Source organism: Kitasatospora sp. NPDC033851 (assembly GCF_055576085.1).
Map to the genome: position 1 here is coordinate 12,089 of NZ_JBVIRL010000014.1, position 24,682 is coordinate 36,770.

Consider the following 24,682-nt stretch of genomic DNA (forward strand, 5'->3'; position numbering starts at 1 on the left):
TCCCATGTTCCGATCCCGCTCGTTACCGTCCCGTCTCCTGGGCATCGTCGCCGCGATCGGCCTCGCGGTCGGCCTGAGCCTGCAGGCCGCGCCCCAGGCCGCTGCCACCCCGCAGGCCGCCGCCTCGCTGACGCAGATCACGAACTTCGGCACCAACCCGACAGGTCTGCTGATGCACCTGTACGTGCCGAGCAGCGTCAGGGCCAACCCACCGATCCTGTTGGCCCTGCACGGGTGCCAGGGGACGGGGCCCTACCTGTACTCCAGCACCGACTTCGGGTCGCTGGCCGACCGGTACGGGTTCCTCGTCATCTACCCCTCGACGAACCCGAGCGGAAGCTGCTGGGACGTCTCCTCGGACCAGGCGCTGACCCGCAACGGCGGCAGTGACCCGGTCGGGCTCATGTCGATGATCACCTACACGGAGCAGCACTACGGCGGCAACGCCAACGCCGTGTACGTGACCGGCGAGTCGTCGGGCGGGATGATGACGAACGTGATGCTCGCCGACTACCCCGATGTGTTCAAGGCGGGCGCGGCGTTCATGGGAGTGCCCTACCACTGCTTCCACACGGGCACCGTACGCGGCTGGAACGCGGACTGCGCCCAGGGCAAGGTGTCCATGAGCCCGCAACAGTGGGGCGGACTGGCCCGCACCACGGGGGATCCCGGCTACACCGGTCCGCGTCCGCGCGTGCAGCTGTGGCACGGAACCGCCGACACGATCCTGAGCCACAACAACCTCGGTGAAGAGATCAAGCAGTGGACCGACGTCCTCGGCGTGAGCCAGACCCCGTCGGCCACGGACACCCCCGCGGCGAACTGGAACCGTACGCGGTACGACAACAGCGCCGGCACCACCCAGGTCGAGGCGTACAGCATCGTCGGGGCCGGGCACCAACTGCCCGTCCAGGGAACCGCGATGGCCGCCAACGCCATCCACTTCATGGGCCTGGACGCGGGGTCCTCCGGCGGCGCCACGACCGGCGCGCTGCACGCGGTGGCCGCGGGCAAGTGCCTGACCGACGCGAACAACGCGACGCCGGGCACCCAGCAGCAGATCCACACCTGCAACGGCAGCGAGAACCAGACCTGGACCCGTACGGCATCGAAGCAGCTGACCGTGACCGTCGGCGGCAGCACGCTGTGCCTGGACGCCAACGCCAGGGGCACCACCGACGCCACCAAGGTGGTCGTCTGGTCCTGCAACGGCCAGGCCAACCAGCAGTGGCAGCTGAACTCGAACGGCACGATCACCGGAGTGCAGTCGGGGCTCTGCCTGGACGTGGCCGGCCTGGCCACCGCCGACGGCTCGCCCGTCCAGCTGTGGAGCTGCAGCGGCGGCAGGAACCAGCAGTGGACGTTCGGATGATCGGAGGTCGCCGCGGTCGCGCCGGTCGCGGTGACCCGGTCCGGCCGTAGCCGCGCGGTCTGCCCGCCCCGCCGTGACGGCGCGGCGGGCAGACCGCCCGGGCGGTGCTCAGGTGCAGTCGGTGCCGTTCAGGGTGAAGCGGGCCGGTGCCGTGTTGGCGCCGGAGTACGTCGCCTGGAACCCGAAGCTCGCGCTCGCCCCGGCGGCCAGGGTGCCGTTCCAACCGGCGTCCCGCGCGCTCACGGCGCTGCCGGACTGGGCCACGGTCGCGTTCCACCCGCTCGAGATCCGCTGGTCACCCGGGAAGCTCCAGCCGAGCGTCCAGCCGGAGACGGCGGCGGTGCCGGTGTTCCGCACGGTCACTGTCGCGGTGAACCCGCCGTTCCAGGCGTTGTCGACCCGGTACGCCACCGAGCAGGACGTCGCGGGCGGCGCCGGTGTCGCCCGCCGTTCGGCGGCGAACGCCGCGAGCCAGGCCAGCGAGGCGTTCCAGTTGATCGCCACCTCGTTGGTGGAGTACGAGCCGATGTCGTCGACGTAGCAGGCGGCCGGTGCGCAGCCCGTCAGTCGGGCCTTCGCCACCGGATCCTCCAGGCCGGCGTCCGGGCCGCCCGCGAGGGAGCCGGCCGGCGGGTGCGGCAGCGAGGCGTCGTTCTGGTGCGCCCAGAACCGGTGGTGCTCGTTCTCCGAGGCCCGCTCGCCGTAGCCGCTCACGTAGGAGCGGTCCAGCGCGTTGCGGCCGAGCAGGTAGTCCAGGGCCTCCAGCGCGCCGGTCCGGTAGCGCGCGGCACCGGTCAGCTCGTAGGCGACGGCCAGCACCATCGCGTTGCCGGCGACCGAGCTGTTGGACCCCCAGACGTAGCCGTCGGCGGCGATCGGCACCGCGTAGCCCTGTCCGGCCATGGTGGACAGGTGGCCGTCGGCGGCCGAGATCAGCAGGCCGCGCAGACGCGTCACGTCGTCGGCGGGCAGGGCCACGCCGGGCACGGTGGCCAGGGTGATCCGGCCGAGCGTCGCGGTGCCGCCCCACCAGAACGCGTCGACCGGCTTGGTGTGGTGCGGGGAGGAGGTGACCGCGTCCCGGTACTGCGACTCGCCGGTGGTGGCGAGGAGTTCGGCCGCGGCCCAGTAGAACTCGTCGGAGACGTCGGCGTCCTCGTACGCGCCGCCGCCGGTGTTGTCGGTCGCCGGGGCGAGGACGTTCGGGTTGGCCCTGGCCGCCGTCCAGGCGCGGCGGGCCGCGTCCAGGCAGCGGGCGGCGAAGGCGGCGTCGTACGGTGCGTACACCCGGGCACACTGCGCCGCGGTGGCGGCCAGGTTGAGCGTGGCGGCGGTCGAGGGCTTGTGCAACTCGCGTGGCTGTTCGTCGAGTTCGGGCCGGGTCGGCAGGCCGGTCCACTGCGCGTCGTGCATCTTGTGGAAGGCCATCCCGGCCATCGGCTTGCCGTCCGGGACCTGCATCCGCAGCAGGAAGTCCAGTTCCCAGCGGGCCTCGTCCAGCACGTCCGGCACCCCGTTGCCGCGCTCGGGAACGCGCAGGGTGGAGTCGCCCAGCGCCGCGTCGCCGCCCGAACGGTGGGCTCGTTCGAAGGAGTTGACCAACTCCCAGGCCGCGATGCCGCCGTTGACCACGTACTTGCCCTGATCGCCGGCGTCGTACCAGCCGCCGCGGACGTCCGACCGGTAGTCGCACACCCCGGCCTGGCACGGCACGCTGGTGTCGCCTTGGTTCGGCGCCACGCCCAGGTGGCCGGCGGGGCGCGCGTACGCGCTGCCGGCCAGGGCCGCGTCGATGGCGATGCCGCTGCGCTGCTGGTAGAAGAACGACATGCTGTCGGCGCGCAGCCCGTCGTACAGCGACGCCGAGATGTCGAACGGGTGGCTCGCCCGGCCGTCCACGACCAGGGTGAGGCCGGTGCCGGTGCCGGTGTACGCGCCGAAGTCCACCAGGTGCGTGGACTGGCCGGACGCCTGGTCGGCGCCGTGCACGGTGGTGGTGCCGGCGGCGACCTGCGTGCCGGCGGCGTCGCGCAGCTGCCAGGCGAGTGGGGAGGTCGTGGAGCTGATCACGGTCGCCCGCTTGGGCCCGTCCGGCAGGTAGCCGAGCTGGTTCACGCGGACGGGGAAGTCGGCGGCCGTGGTGACCGTGGCCGTGGCCGCTGTGGTGGTGGCCGGGGCGAACGCGGTGGCGGTCAGCCCGCCGGCGGCCAGGGCCAGGCCGGTGAGCGCGGCGGCCGCGCGTCGGGGCAGTGCGCGGCCGGAGAGGAGGGGAGGCATGGGTGGGGGCCTTCCTTTGGGGGTGGGGAGAGGGGAGCCCAGGGCGTGGGAGCGCTCCCACTTCCAATGAAGCCAGCCGCGCACAAGGTGCGTCAAGGGTGGGCAGGAGACGCGAGATTGACGTGACCTCAGGTACCGACCGGGTTCCGGAACGGCGCGGGCGCATCCGGCGGCCTCGGGTGCGCGGCGCGTTCAGCCCGAGGCCCGGACGACCAACCGGGTGGGCAGCACCACCGATTCGCCGCATGCCGGGTTCCGCAGCAGCAGATCCATGGCACGGGAGCCGAGTTCCTCCACCGGCTGGCGGACGGTGGTCAGCCCCGGCCGGCACCGCGCGGCGACAGGAGAGTCGTCGAAGCCGACCACGGCAACGTCCTCGGGGACCCGCAGGCCGTGCCGCCGAAGGGTCCTGAGGGCGCCCGCTGCCATCTGGTCGGAGGCGGCGAACACGGCGTTGACCTCGGGGCGCCGGTCCAGCAGTCGCTGCATCGCATGCTCGCCCGAGGCGCCGCTGAAGTCGCCGTACGCCACGGCCGGCCGTGCCGCGGCCATCGCGGCCACCGTCTGGTGGTAGCCGGCCAGCCGGTCCACGCCGGCGGCGGTGTTCGGCGGCCCGGCGATGGTGGCCACGGAGCGACGCCCGGACGCGCACAGCCGTCGCACCGCGTCCCTGGCGCCGGCGAGGTTGTCAGCGTCCACGAACGCCACCGTGCCCGGCTCCGGCGGCCGGCCCAGCGACACCACGGGCACCCCGGCCGCGTGCAGCAACCGGGCGAGCGAGGTGTCCCCCCAGGGGCCGACCAGCAGCACACCGTCGACGTGGCCGCCGCACAGGTAGCGCACCAGCGGCGGTCGCCGGCAGCGCCTGGGCACCGTGAAGACGGCCAACTCCCGTTCTGCGCCGGACAGGGAGCGCCGCAGCCCGGCCAGCAGCCGTACCGGGAAGGCGTCCGCGTGGTACTGCAGAGGATCCGCGAAGACCACGACGGCCACCACGCCGGTCGCCCGGGTGCTGGGCGCCCGGCGGCGGACGTACGCCAACTCGCGCACTGCCCGTTCCACCCGGGCCGCCGCCTCGGTGGAGACCCGGGCGGAACGGTTGAGCACCCGGGACGCGGTCGCCGTGGAGACGCCGGCGAGACGGGCGACCTCGGCCAGCGTCGGAGCGGGATCCTTGCCGGGAATGGGCTGGGGCATGGGGCCGTCCTGGATCGGTCCTCGACAGGGGAACCACACCCCGGACCCGTCACCCGCGCCGACCCACCACCCTTGCCAGCTTGGCCCGTTGAGCGATCAGCGTCAAGGGATCCGGCACTCCCGCTCACACGGGGTCGGGCAGCCCGGCGCGGCGGATCACCTCCGCGTACCACCGGGCACCCGGCGATCCCCCACGGATCAAGCCGGGGCCCGTGAAACACCGTCGACGGCCGTGGGAGCGCTCCCGGCGGACGCTGTAACTTATACGCTGCCGAGCCGGGCGGCCCACTGCCACCGGGACGCGGCTCCGCGCTGGTCGCCGCCGTTGTCCGGCCCCGCAGGGCCCGCCGGCCGGCGTCGCCGGGCCCTGCGGGCGCTTCCCAAGCCGGGCGCGCAAGCCCACGATCGCTCGCAGCACCTCCGTCCGCCGCGCGTCCCCACCCGCGTGGCGGTACCCCACCCATCTGGAGGACGCGCATGCGACGCGAAACCCTGCGTGCCAGGGGCAACCCGCTCACCCTCACCGCGACGGCCACCGCGCTCGTCCTGGTCGGTGCGGCGGGCGGCGCCGTCACGGTGCCCACCGCGGCGGCGACCGCCGGGCTGTCCTGCGGCGTGAGCTACGCCGTCAACGACTGGGGCAGCGGCTTCACCGCCAACATCACCATCACCGACACCGGCACCACCGCCATCAACGGCTGGACCCTCGGCTACGCCTACACCGGCAACCAGACCCTCCAGAACGGCTGGAACGGCACCTGGAGCCAGACCGGACAGACCGTCACCGTCACCAACCCCGGCTACGCCACCACCATCGCCCCCGGCGCCGGCTACACCACCAGCGCCAACTTCTCCTACAGCGCCGCCAACACCGCCCCCACCGGCTTCACCGTCAACGGCACCCCCTGCCGCGGCGCCGACCGGCCGCCGACCGTCTCGCTCACCTCCCCGGCAGCCGGGCAGACCTTCACCCCGGGCTCCACCGTGAAGCTCGCCGCCGACGCGGCCGACGCCGACGGCACCGTCTCGAAGGTGGACTTCTACGCCTCGACCTCGGCCGCCGCCAACACCCTGATCGGCACCGCCGTCACCGCGCCGTACGGCGTCGACTGGGCGAACGTGGCGGCGGGCGACTACTCGGTCACCGCCGTCGCCACCGACGACGCCGGCGCCACCACGACCTCCGGCCCGGTCGCGATCAAGGTGGCCGGGCCGAGCGTCCTGGTCGGCCCGGCCACGCTCGCCGTCCAGCAGGGGAGCACCGGCACCTTCACCGTCGCTCTCTCCCAGGCGCCGACCGCGAACACCACGGTCACGGTGGACCGTTCGGGCAACGACCCGGACCTGAGCGTGACATCCGGCGCCGGCCTCACCTTCACCCCCGGGAACTGGAACGTCCCGCAGACCGTCACCATCGCGGCCGGCACCGATGCCGGGCAGGTCGGTGGGACCGCCACCTTCACCGCCTCCGCGGCCGGCTTCGGCCCCGGCGCCGTCACGGTGACCGAGGCGGCGAAGACCTCGGGCTACGACCAGTACTTCCTGGACCTCTACAGCAAGCTCAAGAACCCGGCGAACGGGTACTTCAGCCCGCAGGGCATCCCGTACCACGCGGTGGAAACCCTGATCGTGGAGGCTCCCGACTACGGCCACGAGACCACCTCCGAGACCTACAGCTACTGGCTGTGGCTGGAGGCCGACTACGGCCGGGTGACCGGCGACTGGACGGGCTTCAACAACGCCTGGACCAACCTGGAGGCCCACCTGATCCCCAGTCACGCCCAGCAGCCCGGTCAGAGCACCTACAATCCGGCCAAGCCCGGCCAGTACGGTCCCGAGAAGGCCCAACCGGACCAGTACCCGGCCAAGTTGAACGGCGGTGTACCGGTCGGCACCGACCCGCTCTCCGCGGAGCTGGGCCGGGCCTACGGCAGCTCGGACATCTACGCCCCGGCCTGGCTGCTGGACGCCGACAACAAGTACGGCTTCGGGCAGTGCGAGGACGGAACCAGCAAGCCCAGCCTGATCAACACCTTCCAGCGCGGCCCGGAGGAGTCGGTCTGGGAGACGGTGCCGCAGCCCGACTGCGACCTGTTCACGTACGGCAACAGCAGCTCCGGCTTCCTCAGCCTGTTCAACGACGGCGGCGGCTCCTTCAGCAAGCAGTACAAGTACACCGACGCGCCCGACGCCGACGCCCGGCTGGTCCAGGCCGCTTACTGGGCGGAGCAGTTCGCCACGTCGCAGGGCAAGAGCGCGGCCATCACCGCGACCCTCGCCAAGGCCGCCAAGCTCGGCGACTACCTGCGCTACTCGCTCTACGACAAGTACTTCAAGCAGGCGGGCAACTGCCTCGGCTCCACCACCTGCCCCGGCGGGACCTCCAAGGCGAACGAGCAACTCGGCCTGCTGACCTGGTACTTCGCCTGGGGAGGGGCGGCCGACGGCAGCTGGTCGTGGCGGATCTCCGGCTCCGCCGCCCACCAGGGCTACCAGAACCCGATGGCCGCGTGGGTGCTCGCCAACGACCCCGGCCTGAAGCCGCTCTCGCCGAGCGCCGCCACCGACTGGGCGGGCAGCCTGGACAAGCAGCTCCAGTTCTTCCAGTGGCTGCAGTCCACCGAGGGCGGCATCGCCGGCGGCGCCACCAACAGCTGGGGCGGGAACTACGGCGACGACGCGGCACCGCCGGCGGGCGACCCGACCTTCTACGGCCTGTACTACGACTGGCAGCCCGAGTACCACGACCCCGCCTCCAACCAGTGGTTCGGGTTCCAGACCTGGTCGATGGAACGCTTCGCCGAGTACTACTACGCCACGGGCGACACCCGGGCGAAGGGCATCCTCGACAAGTGGATCCCGTGGGCGATGTCCGTCTCCCGGGCCGACCGGGCCACCGGCACCCTGACCACCCCCGACAAGCTCACCTGGACCGGCGCGCCCGACACCTGGAACGCCACCAGCCCCGGAAGCAACGCGGGCCTGCACGTCGTCGCGAGCGGCACCAGCACCGACGTCGGCGTGGCCGGCTCGCTCGCCAAGACCCTCGCGTACTACGCGGCCAAGTCCGGTAGCAGCAGCGCCCAGAAGTTCGCCCAGAACATCCTGGACACCCTGCACGCCAGGTACACCGACGGCCTGGGCTACTCGGCCGCCGAGACCCGCGCCGACTACAGCCGCTTCACCCAGGCCTACTCGCCGACCACCCACCAGGGCCTGTACGTGCCGCCCGGCTGGACCGGCAGCTACCCGGACGGCACCCGGATCAGCTCGGCGAGCAACACCTTCCTGTCGATCCGCCCCTGGTACACCAAGGACCCGCAATGGTCCAAGGTGCAGACCTACCTCGACGGCGGCGCCGCGCCGACCTTCACCTACCACCGGTTCTGGGCCGAGGCGGACATCGCCACCGCCTTCGACACCTTCGCCCAGCTGTTCCCGACCGTCAACCCGGGCAACTGACGGCCCACCCGCTCCGGCTCGGTCCCCGACCCGGCCCCCGACCCGGCCCCGGACCCGGTCCCGGCTCCGCCCACGCGCGCGGAGCCGGACCGGGCCGGACGGCCACACGGGCTCCAAGGACGACGACACCGGGAGCCCCGCCCGCCCCCACCCCCACCCCGTGGAGAAACACCATGCGCTGCTCGCTCCGTACGCGGTCCCTGCTCCTGGCCCCGGTGCTGGGCGCCCTCGTGGTCGCGGTCCACCCCGGGACCGCCCACGCCGCCGACCCCACCACCATGACCAGCGGCTTCTACGTCGACCCCGATTCCTCCGCGCGTCGGTGGGTCAACGCCAACCCGGGCGACGGCCGCGCCCCCGCCGTCCGGTCATCGATCGCCGACGTGCCGACGGCACGCTGGTTCGGCAACTGGAGCGGCACCATCGGGACGGCGACCGGCTCCTTCGCCGGCGCGGCCGCCGCCAAGGGCGAGCTGCCCCTCCTGGTGGCGTACAACATCCCCAACCGCGACATCTGCGCCGGGCAGTCCGGCGGCGGGGCGGGAAGCGCCGCGGACTACCGGACCTGGATCGCCGGCTTCGCCGGCGGCATCGGCAACCGGCCCGCGGTGGTCGTCCTCGAACCCGACTCGCTCGGCGACGAGAGCTGCATGACCCCGGCCCAGATCACCGAGCGCAACGCCCTGCTGAGCAACGCCATCGCGCAGTTCAACGCCAAGGCCCCGAACACCTGGGTCTATCTCGACGCCGGCAACCCCGGCTGGCTGAGCGCCGACACCATGGCCCAGCACCTGGCCGCGGCCGGGGTGAGCGGAGCGCACGGGTTCTCGCTGAACGTGTCGAACTACCTCACCACGACGGAGCACGTCGCCTACGGCAACGCCGTCAACGCGGCCCTGAAGTCCGCGAAGGGCTTCACCAAGCCCTACGTCGTCGACACCAGCCGCAACGGCAACGGCTCCAACGGCGCGTGGTGCAACCCGGCGGGGAGGAGGATCGGGACGCCCACGCAGCGGGGTGGCGGCGCCGAGATGCTGCTGTGGATCAAGGTGCCCGGCGAGTCCGACGGCAACTGCGGTGGCGGCGCCGGATCGACCGCCGGGCAGTTCCTGCCCGAGGTCGCCTACAAGATGATCTACGGCTACTGACATGGCGCGGCCCGGCCCCGTCCGGGGCCGGGGCCGGCCGCCTCCACCGGTCAGGGGCCGATCGGCAGGACGGAGGTGGGTTCGGTGATCACGAGGGGCTCTCCGGCGGGGGTCAGATGACCGGAGGCCGGGTTGCGGTGGAAGGCCGTCAGGGTGTCGGAACCCTGGTTGGCGCAGAACAGGAGCCGCCCGTCGGAGGTGAGGGCGATGTCGCGGGGCCAGGACCCGCCACAGGCGGTGACGTCGATCAGCTCGACGGCCGCCCCGTCGTCGTGGAGGGCGTGCACGGCGATCGCGTCGTCGCCGCGGTTGGTCGTGTAGAGGAAGCGGCCGTCCGCGGACACCCGGACGGCGGCGGCTTGGTTGGCGTTCGGCGCACCCGGATCCCGGCGCGTCTGAAGCTCGGCGGTGGGTTCGAGGCGGCCGGAGAGTGCGTCCCAGGTGCAGACGGTGAGGGTGGAGGAGAGTTCGTTGAGGACGTAGACGTGTCCTGCCGACGGGTGGAACGCCAGGTGCCGGGGGCCACGTCCGGTCGGCAGTCGGACGGTTCGGTGTGCGCTGAGCCGGCCGGTGGCCGGATGGAAGGCGTAGACGTAGACCCGGTCGGTGCCCAGGTCGGTACACAGGAGGAACCGTCCGTCCGGCGAGGGGGCTGCCATGTGGGCGTGCGGGGTGGTGCGCAGTTCGCCGGAGGCCTCGCGGCCGGGATGGCGGACGGTCTGCACCGGCTCGGCGGCGGCGACCGCGTCGCCGGCGCCGGTGGGGATGACCGAGAGGACGCCGTCGCCGTAGTGGGCCGCGAAGAGGTGTGAACCGCTGGGGTGGACCGCGAGGTGGCAGGGGCCCATGCCACCGCTCATGGTGGTGGCGGGCAGACGGAGGGTCCCCGTGCGGGGATCGATCCGGAGGGAGAGGACCTGCCCGGCTTCCTGTTCCAGGACGGCGTGCAGGACCGCGCGGGTCGGGTCGACAGCCGCGTAGGACGGACGGTCGACCGGCAGGGTGCGAAGGAGACCCATGGTGCCGGTGGCGTCGTAGCCGACGGTGGACAGGCCGGCGCCGGGAGTGTCGGCCGGGGCGGCACTGCCGATGATCAACAGACCGCCGGACGTGGGGGTCGGGGGCTGGTTCAAGGACGCCTGCTCTCTGTCCACCGTTCGGCGAACGGTCTGTCACGGGGTGTGGCACAGGCGGCCGCGGGCGACGGCCGGGGTCTCCTGGGGCGGGTCGCCGTTGAGCGCGTCGCGGCCGGTGCCGGGTGGTCTGCCCGGCACCGGCCAACTCTGTCACGAGGCGTTCGACGCTGCGCTCCTAGGAGCCGGTCGGCGGCTGCAGTTCGCCGGTGCGGGCGACGCGGGCGTACCAGCGGGCGCTGGACTTGGGGGTGCGGGTCTGGGTGGGGTAGTCGACGTGGACCAGGCCGAAGCGCTTGTCGTAGCCGTACGCCCACTCGAAGTTGTCGAGCAGGGACCAGGCGAAGTAGCCGCGCAGGTCCGCGCCGTCGGCTGCGGCCCGGTGGGCGGCCGCGAGATGGGCGTGGAGGTAGGCGGTGCGTTCCGGGTCGTCGACGGTGCCGTCCTCGCCGATCTCGTCGTGGTAGGCCGCGCCGTTCTCGGTGACCATGAGTGGCAGGCTCGGGTGGCGTCGGGCCAGTCCGGTCAGTAGCTGGTGCAGGCCGGTGGGGTCGACGGCCCAGCCCATAGCGGTCAGCTCGCCCGGGGCCGGGTGGAAGCCGACCCGGTCGGCGCCCGGCCAGGGGGTACCGGCGCCGGCGCCGTGGCCGTCCTCGCGGGCGGGGGCGGTGCCCTCGGCGGTCGCCGAGACGACGGTGGGCGTGTAGTAGTTGACGCCCAGCCAGTCCAGCGGCTGGTGGATCGCGGCCTCGTCGCCGGGGCGGACGAAGGTCCAGTCGGTGAGGTGGGCCGTGTCGGCGAGCAGGTCCTTCGGGTAGGCGCCCTCCAGCATCGGGCCGAGGAAGACCCGGTTGCCGACGGCGTCGATTTGGCGCACGGCGTCCTGGTCGGCGGCGGACGGGGTGAGCGGGCGCAGTGCGTGCAGGTTGAGCGCGACCGACAGACGGGCGGCGGCGGGCAGCACGCCGCGCAGTGCCGTGACGGCCAGGCCGTGGCCGAGGTTGAGGTGGTGGGCGGCCCGCAGGGCGGCCACCGGGTCGGTGCGGCCGGGGGCGTGGACGCCGGAGCCGTAGCCGAGGAAGGCGCTGCACCAGGGCTCGTTGAGGGTGGTCCAGTGCTCGACCCGGTCGCCGAGGGCCTCGCCCACCAGCGCGGCGTACTCGGCGAACCGCTCGGCGGTCGTGCGTTCGGGCCAGCCGCCGGCCGACTCCAGCTCCTGCGGGAGGTCCCAGTGGTAGAGCGTGGCGACGGGGGTGATCCCGGCGGTGAGCAGCTCGTCGGTGAGGCGGCGGTAGAAGTCCAGGCCCTGCTGGACGGCCGGGCCGTGGCCGGTGGGCTGGACGCGCGGCCAGGAGACGGAGAAACGGTAGGCGGTCAGGCCCAGTTCGCCCATCAGCCGGACGTCCTCGCGGAAGCGGTGGTAGTGGTCGGCCGCGACGTCGCCGGTGTGCCCCTGGAAGACCTTGCCGGGGGTGCGGCAGAAGGTGTCCCAGATCGAGGCGGTGCGGCCGTCCTCGGCGGTGGCGCCCTCCACCTGGTAGGCGGAGGTGGCCGCGCCCCAGAGGAACCCGGCCGGAAAGCGGGGCAGGGCCGTGGCGGGGGGTGGGGTCGTGGCAGGGGTGAGGGGGCTGGCGGGGGGAAGGGGCACGGGCTGCTCCCGGGGGTGAGGAGGTTCAGTTCTTGACGGCGCCGGCGGTGATGCCGCCCACGATGTGTTTGCCCAGCAGTGCGAAGACCAGTAGCAGCGGCACGGTGGAGATGAGGGCGCCGGTCAGCACGATCGCCTGGTCGACGCTGTGGTTGCCCGATCCGAGGCCGGCGAGCGCGACCTGGAGGGTGGGGTTGCCTTCCGGGGTGAGGGCGATGAAGGGCCAGAAGAAGTCGTTCCAGGCCTGGACGAAGACCAGCATGCCGAGGACGGCCATGGCGGGCCGCGCCACCGGGAAGACCACGTGCCAGACGATCCGCAGGCTGTGCGCGCCGTCCACCCGGGCGGCCTCGACCAGCTCCACCGGCAGGGCTTCGACCAGGTACTGGCGCATGAAGAAGACTCCGAACGCGGCGACCAGCGAGGGCAGCACGACCGACTGCAGCTGGTCCACCCAGCCCAGGTCGGTGATGATCTCGTACAGCGGGATGACGCTGAGCTGCGGCGGGATGGTCATGGTGGCGACCACGAGGGCGAGCAGCACGTTGCGGCCCCGGAAGGGCAGTTTGGCGAAGGCGAACCCGGCCAGGGTGGAGAACATCACGGTGGACAGGGCTACCAGGCCGGCCACGACCGTGGTGTTGACCAGTGCCCGGCCCATGTCGACCTGGTTCCAGGCGAAGGCCAGGTTGTCGAACAGGTGCCGGCCCGGCAGCAGCGGCGCGGGTGCCTCGACCACCCGCTCGCCGGAGTGCGAGGCGGCGACCAGGTTCCAGTACAGCGGGAAGAGCGAGACCAGGGCGGCGAGCCCGAGCAGGACGTAGGTCAGCGGCCCGGCGTGGTGCTGGCGCCCGGCGGACGGACGCCACCGGGTGCGTGTCGTGGATGCGGTGCTCATGGTTCAGCCCCTCCTGCGAGGGTGACGGACGCGGACGACGAGCGCCTGTACGGCGCCCACGGACAGCAGGAGCAGCAGCATCACCCAGGCGATCGCGGAGGCCTGGCCGAGCGCCCCGGTCACCCACCCCTTCTCGTACATCAGCAGGCTGAGCGTCTGGAACTGGTTGCCGCTGCCGCCGCTGACCCCCAGGCTGCCGCCGAACAGCATGGGCTCGCCGAAGAGTTGGGTGGCGCCGATGGTGGACACCACGATGGTGAACAGGATGGTCGGGCGGATCGACGGGATGGTGACGCTGAGGAACTGCCGGGCCCGGGAGGCTCCGTCGAGTGCCGCCGCCTCGTACAGGTCCTGCGGGACGGCCTGCATCGCGGCGAGGTAGATCAGCGCGTTGTAGCCCGTCCAGCGCCAGGTGACGATCACCGAAATGGCGATCTGCGCGGGCCACTTGGAGGATTCCCAGTCCACCGGGTGGAATCCCGCCCAGCCGATCACGGTGTTGATCAGGCCGTAGTCGCTGTTGAACAGTTGGGCGAAGACCAGCGTCGCGGCGGCGATCGAGGTCGCGTACGGCGCGAGCACCGCGACCCGCAGGAAACCCCGGCCGCGCATCTCGTAGTTGAGCAGATGGGCCAGGCCCAGGGCGAGCAGCAGCTGCGGCACGGTGGAGATCACGCCGATGGTGAAGGTGTTGCCGAGCGCGTTCCAGAAGAAGTCGCTGTCCCACAGGGCGGTGTAGTTGCGCAGGCCGAGCCACTGGGCCTCGCCGCCGAGCTCGACCCGGTGCAGGGAGAGCCAGCCGGTGTAGACCAGCGGGAAGAGGCCGAAGGCCGCGAAGCAGAGGAAGAACGGCGCGACGAAGGCGTACGGCGCGGCGCGGACGTCCCAGCGGTACAGCCTGCTGCGCCAACGCGGCCTGATTGATGGGGTGTTGGGGGCGATGAGGTCCACCGTGACTACTTCTGGATCTTGTCGTCGATCAGCTTGTTGACGTTGGCCCACGCCTGCGCGGGATCGGTGCCGCGTTGCTCGATGTCGAGGATGCCGTTGTCGGTGATGAAGGTCTTCACCTGGCCGTCCCAGCGGCTGATCGGGACGGCCTTGATGCCGGCGGCGGCCTCCGAGTAGATCCGGCCGACCGGGGTGTCGCCGAAGAACGGCAGGGTGGCGTTCCGGACGGCGGGGGAGGAGAGGGTCTCCTTGGTGGAGGGGATGTTGCCGTTGACGCCGAAGACCTTCGCGTGCTGCGCGGGCGCGGTCAGCCAGGCCGCGAGCTCGGCGGCCTCCTTGACGTGCGGGCCGGACTTCGGGACGGCCAGGAAGGAACCGCCCCAGTTGCCCGCGACCGGGGCGGGGGCGATGTCCCACTTGCCCTGGTTCTCCTGGCCGGCCTGGTCCTTGATGATCCCGGTCATCCAGCTCGGGCAGGCGACGGTGGCGAACCTGTTGTTCTTGAAGCCCGCGTTCCAGGTGCCCTTCTCGTCGAACTGCCGCAGTTTGGCGGTGAGTCCGCCGGTGGCGGCGCTGGTGGCGACGGACCAGGCCTGCTTCACCCCGGGACTGTTCCGGTAGTCCAACTCGCCCTTGGTGTCCGCGTACTGGACCGGCTCGCTGGAGACGACGGCGTTGAAGAGGCCGCTGGCGGAGTCGTGGAACGCGGTGCCCTCGGGGGCCTTCGCCTGGTAGGCGCGCCCGGCTTCGAGGAACTTGTCCCAGCTGCCGGCCCAGAGCGCGCCGACCTGCGCGCGGTCGGTCGGCAGTCCGGCCTTGGCGAACAGGTCCTTGTTGTAGCAGATGGCCATCGGGCCGATGTCGGTGCCGAGGCCGATCACCTTGCCGTCCGCCGTGGTGGCCTGCTTCACCTTCCAGTCCAGGAAGGCGCCGAGGTCCGCGCCGCCCGTCTTGCCGAGGTCCGCCCACTTGCCCGCCAGGGCGGGCCCGGTGGCCTCGGCGATGTAACCGACCTCGACGGCCTGGATGTCGGCGAGTCCGCTGTCCCGGGAGAGCCGCAGCTTGAGCGTGTCCCAGTACTTCTGGCCGTCGGCCACGTTGGACTCGACGATCTTGATGCCGGGGTGCAGCTTCTCGTACTCGGCGTAGAGCTTGGCGCCGGTGTCGTTGTCGTAGCCGAAGGATCCGAAGGTGCCGATCCGCAGGGTGACGGTGCCGCTTGCGCCGTCGGCCTTCGTGCCGGTGCCGCCGCCGCTGCCACAGCCGGCCAGGAGGGCGGTGCCCGCGGCCAGGGCGATGAGCGCGGTGAGGCGTCGACGTCTGGTGGTGATGGTGCCGGTGGTGCGCATTCCACTCTCCTCGTCCGGGGGTGGTGTCGTCCGGGGGTGGTACGTGGGCTCGCCGGTGGTGGCCCATGGAGGCATGGGAGCGCTCCCACGCCATGTCGGAAGGTTCCTGCCTCAGCTGATCCGGTGTCAAGAGGTGAAGTCGAATTGCCCTCAGGCGCACCGCCGTTGGGACGCCACCGTCACTTCCTGAACGCGGCCGAGCCATGGCGGTGCCGCGCCCCGGTGATCTACGATCCTCTGCCAAGCGGGCGCGAGACCGACGGCGGCGACGGAGGGCACGGGGGCAGTGAGCAGACGGCAGACCGGAAGGCCGACCCTGGAGGAGGTCGCGGCCCGGGCCGGGGTCGGGCGCGGCACGGTGTCGCGGGTGATCAACGGCTCGTCGCGGGTGAGTGAACAGGCGAGGGAGGCGGTGGGCCGGGCCATCGCGGAGCTTGGCTACGTGCCCGACCGGGCGGCCCGGGCGCTGGCCGGCAGCCGGACGGACGCGGTCGCGCTGGTCGTACCGGAGACCGAGGCGCGGCTGTTCGCGGAGCCGTACTTCCTGGACATCATCCGTGGGGTGAGTGCCGAACTCGGCGCGGCGGACAAGCAGTTGCTGCTCACGCTGATCCGCACCGAGCAGGAGCGGCAGCGCTTCGAGCAGTACCTCGCCGCGCAGCGGGTGGACGGCGTGCTGCTGGTCTCCGTCCACCGGGACGACCCGCTGCCGGACCAGGTGCGCGCGCTGGGCCTGCCGGCCGTGCTGAACGGGCGCCGTTCGCCGCAGGAGCCGGTGGCGTACGTCGACTCCGACAACGTGGGCGCGGGCCGCTCGGCGGTGGAGCACCTGGCCGGGCGTGGGCGCCGTCGCATCGCCACCATCACCGGCCCGCTGGACATGGACGCCGCGCACGGCCGCTTGGCCGGCTACCGCCAGGGGCTGGCGGCGGCCGGCCTGCCGGCGGACGAACACCTCGTCGCCACCGGTGACTTCACGGAGGACGGCGGCCGCCGGGCGATGCGCGAGCTGCTGGAGCGCTGCCCCGACGTGGACGCGGTGTTCGCCGCCTCCGACCTGATGGCGGTCGGCGCCCTCGCCGTCCTGCGGGCCAGAGGCCTGGACGTGCCCGGCGACGTCGCGCTGGTGGGCGTCGACGACTCGCCGGTGGCCCGCCACCTCGACCCGCCGCTGACCAGCGTCCGCCAGCCGATCGAGGAGATGGGCCGCACGATGGCCGGGCTCCTGCTGCGGCAGATCGCGGGGGAGGACACCGAGCCATCCCGCCTGGTGCTGCCGACGGAGCTGGTGGTGCGGGAGTCCTCCTGACCGGCCGGCCGTCCGGAGCCGCGCGGGGCTCCGGACGGCCGGGGGTGCTCAACGCCGTGTCACAGCGCCGGGTACGCGTTCTTCAGCAGCTCCTGGAACTGGGCGGAGAACCACTCGCCGGACAGCGGCGCGTCCGGCAGCGCACCGGACATGTGGTTGTTGTTCCTCGGGTTACCGGTGTACGTCGGGTCGCACATCCCGTCGAAGCCCTTGCCGTCGTTGTTCGGGATCTGCTTGCTGGCCCCGTCCGACTCGCCCGGAGGCTTCATCCAGACGTACGCGTCGATGCCCGGCGCCGGGGCAGCCTGCGGCCGTTCGCCGAGGCCCGCGCCCGCCTGGTTGCACCAGTTGCCGGTGTTCAGCCGCCGGTCGTAGCGCCCACCGTCGACATAGGCGTCGACGCTGGTGCGCGGCCCGGGACCGGCCGGCCGGGCGGCGCCGCCCCAGCCGTTGCGCGAGGTGTCGATCAGCATGCCGAGGTTGGGGTCGAAGCCCAGCGAGACCAGCTTGGTGCGCAGCCCCTGCGCGTAGGAGAGCTCGTCGACGTACCGGTTCCAGTCCACCCACTTGGACTGGCGGACGGAGGTGCCGTTGACGCTGTCGTCGATGGTGAAGTTGTCCTCCTTGAGCGCGCTGTAGTTCGCGGTGTTGACGATGAAGCCGTGGACGTTGGCGACGGTGGAGCCCTCGGCGGTCGCCGCCTGCTTGAACAGCTCGGCGGACGCGCCGAGGTTGTCGTCCCAGCCGAGCCAGCCGTGGTGGCCGGCGTCGGCGTAGTTGTAGACGTTGGGGATGGCGCCGAGCTTCTTGAGGGCGTAGCCGATGCCCTTGATGTAGTTGCCGTTGGCCTTCATCACGTCGCAGGTGGGAGTGGCGGTGGCACGCGGCGTGGTGTTGGTGACCAGGTTCGGCAGCGAGTCGAGCTCGACGGTGGTGACGATCCGCAGGCCGGCGTACTTGGGGTCGGCGAGGATGGCCGCGATCGGGTCGATGAACTCCGTCCTGTACCGGTCGATCTCGGTCGGACCGAGTTCGCCGTTGGAGGAGAGGGCGGCGCAGTCCCGGCCGGGCAGGTCGTAGACCACCAGCTGGACGACGAGCTCGCCGCTGCCCTTCTGGCGCAGCGCCTCGTCGAGGTGGGCGCGCAGCCCCATCCTGCCGTTGGCGCCGGCGATGGCGGCGATCCGGTCCAGCCAGATGCCGGTGGGCTGGCCGGCGACCTTGGCGCCGCCGGGCTCGGCGGCGGCGTGCGCGGACCACTCGGGGTTCACGTAGACCTTCGCGCCGGCGTACGGGTTGTCGACGCGGGTGCCGGGCTGGGTGGTGGGTGTGCCCGTCGGGGTGCCCGTGGGCGTGGCCGTGGGAGTGCTCGTCGGCGTGCCGGTGGGAGTGGGGGTCGGCGTCGTGGTGGCGCCGTTGCAGAGCACGCCGTTGAGCTTGAAGGCGGTGGGCACCGGGTTCGTGCCGCTGTAGGAGCCGTTGAAGCCGAAGGAGGTGGAACCGCCGGTCGCCAGGCTGCCGTTGTACGAGACGTTACGGGCGGTGGCGGCGGCCCCGGACTGGCTGATGGTCGCGTTCCAGCCCTGGGTGACCTGCTGGTTGCCGGCGAAGGTCCACTCCAGCGTCCACGAGCTCAGCGGGTCACCGGTGTTGGTGACGACGACGTTGGCGCCGAAGCCGGTGTCCCACTGGTTGGAGACCTGGTAGTCGACCCGGCAGCCGGCCGCGGCGGCGCCGGCCGAGGTGGACAGCACGGTGGCGGTGGCGCCGGTCGCGGTGAGCAGGCCGAGGGCGGCGAGCAGGGCGGTCCGGCTGCTGCGCAACCGGTTGACGGTGGTGTGCGTGTGCGTGGTGCGGGTGGGGGTGGTGCGGCTCATGGTGGGGGTCCCTTTCAGTGTCCGTCGAGGGCGCGCAGGTGGTCGCGCAGTCCGAGGCCGAAGGCGGTGGGAGTGCCGTCGTAGCGGCTGATCAGGGCGGGGCCCGAGGAGCAGTCCCAGGTGTTCCAGGTCCAGCCCAGGTAGGAGAGCCCGCGGTCGTCGGACCACTTCATGACGCGGTCGACGAACGCGTGTCCGCAGGTGTTCTCGCCGATCTCGCCCGCCACGAGCGGGACCCGGGCGGCGACCGGGGCCAGGGTGGAGGTCCAGCAGGCTTCGTCGGCGCAGGAGTTGAAGTTGTAGATGTGCCAGGCGGCGGCCAGATCGCCGGTCGGGTCCGAGGGGGCGTGGGCGAGCCAGCCGCTCAGGTCGTTCGCGTAGGCGATGCCGGGGACGAGCACGACGTTGCGCGAGCCGGTGGCGCGGACGGCGTCGAGGAGGTCCTGCATGCCGGCCACCTCGTAGCCGATGCCCGGGCAGGTGCCGCCGTCGCGCCAGCAGGCCCAGGCCTGCTCGGTGGTGGCGGTGGCCCGGTCCGGGTAGGGCTCGTTGAACAGGTCGAAGACCACCCGGCGGTCGTCCTTGAAGGTGTTCGCCACCGAGGTCCAGAACGCCGGGGCGTAGCGGGCGTCCGGCATCGGCTTCTGGCAGGAGGCGTGCACGTCCGGGCAGCCCGCCGAGTTGCCGGTGTACTGGCCGTACGTCCAGTGGAGTTCGACCACGGGGGTCATCCCGTGCGCGAGGACGCGGGTCACCAGTTCCTTGACGGCGTCGACATAGGCGGTGCCCCGGTACTCGGGCCGGATGTCGTCCAGGCCGAGCCAGCACTCCTCGTTGAGCGTGATCCGGACGGTGTTGGCCTTCCAGTCCGCGATGGCCTGGACGGCGGCGTCGTCCACCGGGCCGTCGAAGATGCCGTGGCCCTGGACGCACATGAACTCACCGCCGGAGCGGTTGACGCCGAGCAGGCGGCGGGTGGCGCCGCTCGGGTCGGTCAACCGGTTGCCGCTGACGCTCAGTTCGGGCGCGCCGACGGTCGGGGCGGGGGTGGTGGTCGGGGATCCGGTCGGGGTCGCGGTGCTGGTCGGAGTCGGGGTCGGGGTGTCGGTCGGGCCGGGGGATGATCCCGAACCGGTCGAGCAGGCAAGGCCGTTGAGAGTGAACCCGGTCGGGTCGGGGTTGGCGCCGGACCAGGAGGCGATGATGCCGAGGGTGACGCTCGTGCCGGTCCCGAGCGCGCCGTTCCAGCTCTCGTTCGTGGCCGTGACGTCGGTGCCGGACTGGGACCAGGTGGCGCCCCAGCCCTGGGTGAGGTGCTGGCCACCGGTGAAGTGGAAGCCGAGGCTCCAACCACTGCTCGGTGCACCGTTGTTGGTGATGACGACGGAGGCCTGGAAGCCGCCGGCCCACTGGTTGACCGTGGAGTAGTCCACGGAGCAGCCGAACGGAGCGGCAGTGCCCGGGCCCGCACCCGCCGCGGCGGACACGGCACTCGCCAGGGCGAGGACCGCGCCGCCGAACAGCGCTGTGAGGGGTGGGGGGTGTCGCATGAGCGACTCCTTGCAGCGAGGACGCGCCGCTCCCGGCACGTCGACTGACGGAATCGCTCCCACTGGTGGGCACTGACCGTAGCGCCAACTGCCGCAAAGGAAAAGAGGAGTTGCCGGGATTGGTGAGCGGAAGTGTTCGACTCTTCAAGCCTCTTGACCGGCTCACGGGGATCCCGCACAGTGGGAGCGCTCCCACTGGTCAAGCACTGTCGTAAGAACGCCGTGCGGCCGTCCACGGCGCGACCGCATCCGGTCGTGGGCGGGGCACGGTGCCCGCGGATCCTGTCACCCCGTGGGAATGTCGGGCCGACCGCTTGAGGGAGGACGAGACGACCGCCCGATGTCGGAGGAGCGGATCAGTGTCCCGTCATGCGCGACCGGACCGTGCTGCGCGCGGTGGCGGCGTCGTCGGCGAGCAGGGCCGTTTCGGCGAGTTCGCGGCACTGCGCGAGGGTGTGGGCGGCCAGCGCCGCCCGCACCTCGGGTAGCGAGGCGGGTGCGGCGGACAGGCTGGTGATCCCGAGGCCGACCAGGACGAGGGCGAGTGCCGGGTCGGCGGCGGCCTCGCCGCAGACGCCGATCGGACGGCCGTGCTCGGCCGCGGATGCGGCGGCGGTGGCGACCAGTCCGAGCAGGGCGGGCTGCCAGGGATCGAGCAGCTCGGCGAGCGTGCCGAGCGTCCGGTCGGCCGCGAAGGCGTACTGGGCCAGGTCGTTGGTGCCGATGCTGAAGAAGTCGCAGAACTCGGCCAGCCGGTCGGTCCGCAGGGCGGCTGCCGGGACCTCGATCATCGCGCCGGCCTGCGGCAGTCCGTGTGCGCGGACCAGGGCGGCGAACTCCGCGGCCTCACGCGGGATCGAGACCATCGGGGCCATCACCCAGACCTGCGCGGTGCTGTCTTCGGCGGCCTCGGCGATCGCGGCGAGCTGGGTCTCCAGGAGCTGCGGGTCGCGGGTGGCCGTCCGCAGACCGCGGACGCCCAGCGCCGGGTTCTCCTCGTCGGTGGAGCTCGCGAAGGGCAGCGGCTTGTCCGCGCCCGCGTCGAGCGTGCGGACGATGACACGGCGGCCGGCGAAGGCCGCGAAGACCTTCCGGTAGGCGGCGGCCTGCTCGGCGCGGCCCGGTGCCTCGATGCGGTCCAGGAAGAGGAACTCGGTGCGGAACAGGCCCACGCCCTCGGCATCGGCGGCGGCCGCGCCGGCCAGTTCGTGGGGCGCGCCGAGGTTGACCAGCAGCGTGACCGGGTGGCCGTCCGCGGTCCGGCCCGGTCCCCGGAATCCGGCCAGCCGCTCGCGGCGACGGCGCTCGTGCTCGCCGGCCCGGTCGACCGCCTCCGGACTCGGATCGGGCTCGACCACGCCGTCCGCGCCGTGCACCAGGACCTGCCGGCCGTCCTGGAGCGCCGCGGCGCCGGCGCAGCCGACCACGGCGGGCAGGCCGAGCGCCTTGGCGAGGATGGCGGTGTGGCTGGTCGGCCCGCCGCGGACGGTGACGAGGGCCAGCACCCGTTCGGGGTCGAGCAGGGCGGTGTCGGCGGGTGCGAGGTCGTCGGCGACCAGGACGTAGGGGTGACCGGGGTCGGGCAGGCCGGGCACGGGCAGACCGAGCAGGTGGGCCACGGCGCGGTCGCGCAGGTCGTCCAGGTCGGCGGTGCGTTCCGCGAAGTACCCGCCGGCGGCGGCCAGCGCGGTGCGGAAGCCGTCGAAGGCGGCGGCGAGCGCGTGGGCGCCGTCGGTGCCCTGCTCGGCGAGGGTTGCCGCCCGGTCGGCGAGGGCCGGGTCGGCGGCCATCATGGCCTGGGCGGCGAGCACCTCGGAGCCGGGGCCGCTCGTGCGGGCGGCGCGCTCGTCCAGGTCGGCGACGACCGCGCCGAGGGCGGCGCGGACGGCCTCGGCCTCGGCCGCGGGGTCGGTGACAGGCCTCGGTGCGGGCAGCGTCGGTGCGGATGCCATCCGGGCGACGGGGCCTGCGGCACTGCCGCGGCCGACGCCGATCCCGCGCATCGGGCGGCTCATGCCGTTGCGTCGAGGTCGGAGGCGAGCAGGTCGGCGAGCGCCTTGAGTGCGTCCTGGGCTCCGTCGCCGGAGGCGGTGAGCTCGAGGGTCTCGCCGCGGCCGGCGGCCAGGGCGAGGACGGAGAGCAGGCTGCGGGCGTCGACCGGGGTCTGGCCCGGGCGGCCGACGGTGACCTTGGCCGGCTGCAGGGCGGCAGCCCGGACGAACTGGGACGCCGGGCGGGCGTGCAGGCCGCTCTCGGTGCCGACGGTGACCTGGATCGAGTGCATCGGGATTCCTCGGGGGACGATCGCCGGTCCGGGTGGGAGCCGGATCGGCGGGAAGTTGGGCACGGTGGCCCGCGCGGAGGGTGAAGCGCGGGCCACCGTGTTCGTGCCCGGGTCTTCGCGGTACGGGGGCAGTGGCGGAGACCGGGCAGTTCGTGGTTTCACGCCCGTTGGCGTGTTGTTTCGATTGGTTCTACGCCCGGTTGCCGAGGGATGTCAACACATTCGGGCAGTCCGTCGCTGGCGAACCGGAGGCTGAACGAGCTCTTGCTTTTTCGGTCCGAGCGCGTATGGTCGGGCCTCGTCAGGCGTGAACGGACATGAAACGGACGCAAACCCACATGTATGCACCCGAGCGGCAGCAACAGATCCTCCGCCTCGTCCAGGAACTGGGCAGGGTGGACGTGCCGACGCTCGCCGAGGACTTCGGCGTCACGCAGGAGACCATCCGGCGTGACCTGAGCGCTCTGGACCGGGCCGGTCTGCTGCACCGGGTGCACGGCGGCGCGCTGCCCGCCGGCGCCCTGCACCTGGAGCCCGGCCTGGCCGAACGGGACTCCACCGCCGCGGCCGAGAAGGAGCGCATCGCCAAGGCGGCCCTGGCCCTGCTGCCCAGCGAGGGCAGCGTGATCCTGGACGCCGGGACGACCGTCTCCCGGCTGGCCGGCCTGCTGCCCGCCGACTGCGCCCTCACGGTCGTCACCAACGCTCTCCCGGTCGCAGCCCGGCTGGCCGACCATCCGGAGCTCGCCCTCCACCTGGTCGGCGGGCGGCTGCGCCACCGCACGCAGGCCGCCGTCGACGCCTGGGCACTGCGCGACCTGGCCGACATCCACGCCGACGTCGCGGTGGTCGCCACCAACGGCTTCTCCCCGGAGGGGGGCCTTTCGACGCCGGACCTCGCCGAGGCGGCCGTCAAACGGGCCATGCTCGCCGGTGCCCGGCGGGTGGTCCTGGTGGCCGACTCCTCCAAGTACGGCGCCCGCCACTTCGCGCGGTTCGGCTCGCTGGACCAGGTGGACGTACTGGTCACGGACACCGGACTGACCGACGAGCAGGCCGCCGAGATCGAGAACCACGGACCGGAAGTCATCCGCGCATGATCGTCACCATCACCCCGAACCCCAGCCTCGACCGCACCTACGAGCTGGGAACGCTCGCCCTGGGCGAGGTCAACCGAGCCGGGCACGACCGGCTCGACCCGGGCGGCAAGGGCGTCAACGTCTCCCGCGCGCTCACGGCCGCCGGACACCGCACCAGCGCCGTGCTCCCCCTGGGCGGCGCATCCGGGCAGGTGCTCGCCGACCTCCTGCGCCGCCAGGGCATCGACGTCGCGGCGGTCGCGATCTCGGGCGACACCCGGATCAACGTCTCGATCGCCGAGGACGGCGGCAGCCTCACGAAGATCAACGCGGTGGGCCCCGAGCTCAGTGCCGCCGAGTCGGCCGCGCTGCTGGCCCGCGTCCGCGACGCCCAGCACACCGGACAGGGCACCGGGACCGGCGTGGACTGGCTGGCCTGCTGCGGCAGCCTGCCGCGCGGACTGGCGCCCGAGTGGTACGCCGAGCTGGTCGCGCAGGTGCACTCGGGCGGTGCCCGGATCGCGCTGGACACCTCCGGTCCCGCGCTGGTCGCCGCGCTCTCGGCCCGCCCCGACGTGGTCAAGCCCAACCGGGAGGAACTCGCGGAGGCCGTGGGCCGCCGGGTCGCCACCGTCGGCGACGCCGTGGACGCGGCCGGGGAGCTGCGCAGGCGCGGCGCCCAGCAGGTCCTCGCCAGCCTCGGCGCGGACGGAATGCTGTTGATCGCCGAGGAGGGCAGCTGGTACGGCAGCGCACCGGTCGCCGCCGTACGCAGCGACGTGGGCGCGGGCGACGCCTCACTCGCGGGCTTCCTCGGAGCCGGTGGCACCGGCCCCGGGGCACTCGCGGCGGCCTTGGCGCACGGCGCCGCCGCCGTACAACTGCCGGGGAGCGTCATGCCGACCCCGGCGGACCTGGACCCGGCCGCCGTGGTCGTGACAGCGGACATTCCGCTCGAACGACCGCTTCGCGGTTGAGAACGGCCCTCCCGGTGGGAGGGCACCGACGGACGGACGTCGAACGCGGCGCCGGCGCGGCCACTGCGACCCAGCAGGCCGAGCGGGCACCGCGCAGGCGAACGTCCGGCGCCTCCTGCCGGAGGCACCACGCCCGACCGTGTGGGACGGAAGGGCGACCATTCCCGGGGG

General features: G+C 72.7%; 17 protein-coding genes. 6 read left to right on the forward strand and 11 right to left on the reverse strand.

The genetic code is table 11. The annotated features are described in order from the left end of the window. The first annotated feature begins 4 nt into the window (after positions 1-4). On the forward strand, positions 5-1,372 hold the full coding sequence (locus tag ACZ51D_RS24820) for an extracellular catalytic domain type 1 short-chain-length polyhydroxyalkanoate depolymerase (RefSeq protein WP_465663552.1): 1,368 nt from the start codon (positions 5-7) through the stop codon (positions 1,370-1,372). Between the two features lie 108 nt (positions 1,373-1,480). Here the strand turns inward: ACZ51D_RS24820 and ACZ51D_RS24825 are convergent, their stop codons facing one another. Both ACZ51D_RS24825 and ACZ51D_RS24830 read right to left on the reverse strand, forming a co-directional pair. Continuing rightward, the gene (locus tag ACZ51D_RS24825) at positions 1,481-3,649 is read right to left on the reverse strand and encodes a glycoside hydrolase family 9 protein (RefSeq protein ID WP_465663553.1); all 2,169 of its coding nucleotides are present in this window, start codon (positions 3,647-3,649) and stop codon (positions 1,481-1,483) included. 192 nt (positions 3,650-3,841) lie between these two features. Continuing rightward, positions 3,842-4,846, reverse strand: a complete 1,005-nt coding sequence (locus tag ACZ51D_RS24830; RefSeq protein ID WP_465663554.1) for a LacI family DNA-binding transcriptional regulator — start codon at positions 4,844-4,846, stop codon at positions 3,842-3,844. A gap of 477 nt (positions 4,847-5,323) precedes the next feature. Here ACZ51D_RS24830 and ACZ51D_RS24835 point away from each other — a divergent pair, with 477 nt between their 5' ends. After that, the gene (locus tag ACZ51D_RS24835; RefSeq protein WP_465663555.1) at positions 5,324-8,308 is read left to right on the forward strand and encodes a glycoside hydrolase family 48 protein; all 2,985 of its coding nucleotides are present in this window, start codon (positions 5,324-5,326) and stop codon (positions 8,306-8,308) included. 173 nt (positions 8,309-8,481) lie between these two features. Further along, positions 8,482-9,456, forward strand: coding sequence for a glycoside hydrolase family 6 protein (locus tag ACZ51D_RS24840; protein ID WP_465663556.1), 975 nt, complete (start codon positions 8,482-8,484; stop codon positions 9,454-9,456). Positions 9,457-9,506: 50 nt separating this feature from the next. Here ACZ51D_RS24840 and ACZ51D_RS24845 read toward each other — a convergent pair whose 3' ends face one another. The 5 genes from ACZ51D_RS24845 to ACZ51D_RS24865 all read right to left on the reverse strand — a co-directional run bounded on the left by ACZ51D_RS24845 (position 9,507) and on the right by ACZ51D_RS24865 (position 15,435). Beyond that, complete coding sequence (locus ACZ51D_RS24845) at positions 9,507-10,589, reverse strand: lactonase family protein (RefSeq protein ID WP_465663557.1); 1,083 nt, start codon at positions 10,587-10,589, stop codon at positions 9,507-9,509. Positions 10,590-10,767: 178 nt separating this feature from the next. Next, entirely contained in the window at positions 10,768-12,237 is a 1,470-nt protein-coding gene (locus ACZ51D_RS24850; protein WP_465663558.1) for a GH1 family beta-glucosidase, read from the reverse strand. 25 nt (positions 12,238-12,262) lie between these two features. After that, the gene (locus ACZ51D_RS24855; protein WP_465663559.1) at positions 12,263-13,135 is read right to left on the reverse strand and encodes a carbohydrate ABC transporter permease; all 873 of its coding nucleotides are present in this window, start codon (positions 13,133-13,135) and stop codon (positions 12,263-12,265) included. Between the two features lie 3 nt (positions 13,136-13,138). Continuing rightward, complete coding sequence (locus ACZ51D_RS24860) at positions 13,139-14,086, reverse strand: carbohydrate ABC transporter permease (RefSeq protein WP_465625993.1); 948 nt, start codon at positions 14,084-14,086, stop codon at positions 13,139-13,141. Between the two features lie 5 nt (positions 14,087-14,091). Next, entirely contained in the window at positions 14,092-15,435 is a 1,344-nt protein-coding gene (locus tag ACZ51D_RS24865) for an ABC transporter substrate-binding protein (RefSeq protein WP_465663560.1), read from the reverse strand. A gap of 286 nt (positions 15,436-15,721) precedes the next feature. On the opposite strand from ACZ51D_RS24865, the gene ACZ51D_RS24870 reads away from it, so the two are divergent. Then, positions 15,722-16,744 carry a LacI family DNA-binding transcriptional regulator gene (locus ACZ51D_RS24870; protein WP_465625997.1) on the forward strand — a complete coding sequence of 341 codons (1,023 nt, stop codon included), beginning with the start codon at positions 15,722-15,724 and terminating at the stop codon, positions 16,742-16,744. A gap of 59 nt (positions 16,745-16,803) precedes the next feature. Here the strand turns inward: ACZ51D_RS24870 and ACZ51D_RS24875 are convergent, their stop codons facing one another. The 4 genes from ACZ51D_RS24875 to ACZ51D_RS24890 form a co-directional block, all read right to left on the reverse strand. Continuing rightward, complete coding sequence (locus ACZ51D_RS24875) at positions 16,804-18,621, reverse strand: glycoside hydrolase family 6 protein (protein WP_465663561.1); 1,818 nt, start codon at positions 18,619-18,621, stop codon at positions 16,804-16,806. Between the two features lie 14 nt (positions 18,622-18,635). Further along, a complete protein-coding gene (locus ACZ51D_RS24880) occupies positions 18,636-20,171 on the reverse strand; it encodes a cellulose binding domain-containing protein (protein WP_465663562.1) in 1,536 nt (511 codons plus the stop codon). Between the two features lie 356 nt (positions 20,172-20,527). Next, positions 20,528-22,186, reverse strand: coding sequence for a phosphoenolpyruvate--protein phosphotransferase (ptsP, locus tag ACZ51D_RS24885; RefSeq protein WP_465663563.1), 1,659 nt, complete (start codon positions 22,184-22,186; stop codon positions 20,528-20,530). After that, positions 22,183-22,455 (reverse strand): HPr family phosphocarrier protein, encoded by a 273-nt coding sequence (locus tag ACZ51D_RS24890; protein ID WP_360508138.1) that lies wholly within the window; start codon positions 22,453-22,455, stop codon positions 22,183-22,185. Before ACZ51D_RS24890 ends, ptsP begins: the two co-directional genes overlap by 4 nt. 338 nt (positions 22,456-22,793) lie before the next feature. On the opposite strand from ACZ51D_RS24890, the gene ACZ51D_RS24895 reads away from it, so the two are divergent. Beyond that, positions 22,794-23,555 (forward strand): DeoR/GlpR family DNA-binding transcription regulator, encoded by a 762-nt coding sequence (locus ACZ51D_RS24895; protein ID WP_360508141.1) that lies wholly within the window; start codon positions 22,794-22,796, stop codon positions 23,553-23,555. Then, the gene (pfkB, locus tag ACZ51D_RS24900; RefSeq protein ID WP_465663564.1) at positions 23,552-24,511 is read left to right on the forward strand and encodes a 1-phosphofructokinase; all 960 of its coding nucleotides are present in this window, start codon (positions 23,552-23,554) and stop codon (positions 24,509-24,511) included. The genes ACZ51D_RS24895 and pfkB overlap by 4 nt, the downstream gene beginning before the upstream one ends. The last annotated feature ends 171 nt before the right edge of the window (positions 24,512-24,682 follow it).

Coding starts and splice junctions, on each gene's coding strand:
- ACZ51D_RS24820 (WP_465663552.1), top strand. CDS start 5: ATGTTCCGATCCCGCTCGTTACCGTCCCGTCTCCTGGGCATCGTCGCC.
- ACZ51D_RS24825 (WP_465663553.1), bottom strand. CDS start 3,649: ATGCCTCCCCTCCTCTCCGGCCGCGCACTGCCCCGACGCGCGGCCGCC.
- ACZ51D_RS24830 (WP_465663554.1), bottom strand. CDS start 4,846: ATGCCCCAGCCCATTCCCGGCAAGGATCCCGCTCCGACGCTGGCCGAG.
- ACZ51D_RS24835 (WP_465663555.1), top strand. CDS start 5,324: ATGCGACGCGAAACCCTGCGTGCCAGGGGCAACCCGCTCACCCTCACC.
- ACZ51D_RS24840 (WP_465663556.1), top strand. CDS start 8,482: ATGCGCTGCTCGCTCCGTACGCGGTCCCTGCTCCTGGCCCCGGTGCTG.
- ACZ51D_RS24855 (WP_465663559.1), bottom strand. CDS start 13,135: ATGAGCACCGCATCCACGACACGCACCCGGTGGCGTCCGTCCGCCGGG.
- ACZ51D_RS24865 (WP_465663560.1), bottom strand. CDS start 15,435: ATGCGCACCACCGGCACCATCACCACCAGACGTCGACGCCTCACCGCG.
- ACZ51D_RS24875 (WP_465663561.1), bottom strand. CDS start 18,621: ATGAGCCGCACCACCCCCACCCGCACCACGCACACGCACACCACCGTC.
- ACZ51D_RS24880 (WP_465663562.1), bottom strand. CDS start 20,171: ATGCGACACCCCCCACCCCTCACAGCGCTGTTCGGCGGCGCGGTCCTC.
- ptsP (WP_465663563.1), bottom strand. CDS start 22,186: ATGAGCCGCCCGATGCGCGGGATCGGCGTCGGCCGCGGCAGTGCCGCA.
- ACZ51D_RS24890 (WP_360508138.1), bottom strand. CDS start 22,455: ATGCACTCGATCCAGGTCACCGTCGGCACCGAGAGCGGCCTGCACGCC.
- ACZ51D_RS24895 (WP_360508141.1), top strand. CDS start 22,794: ATGTATGCACCCGAGCGGCAGCAACAGATCCTCCGCCTCGTCCAGGAA.
- pfkB (WP_465663564.1), top strand. CDS start 23,552: ATGATCGTCACCATCACCCCGAACCCCAGCCTCGACCGCACCTACGAG.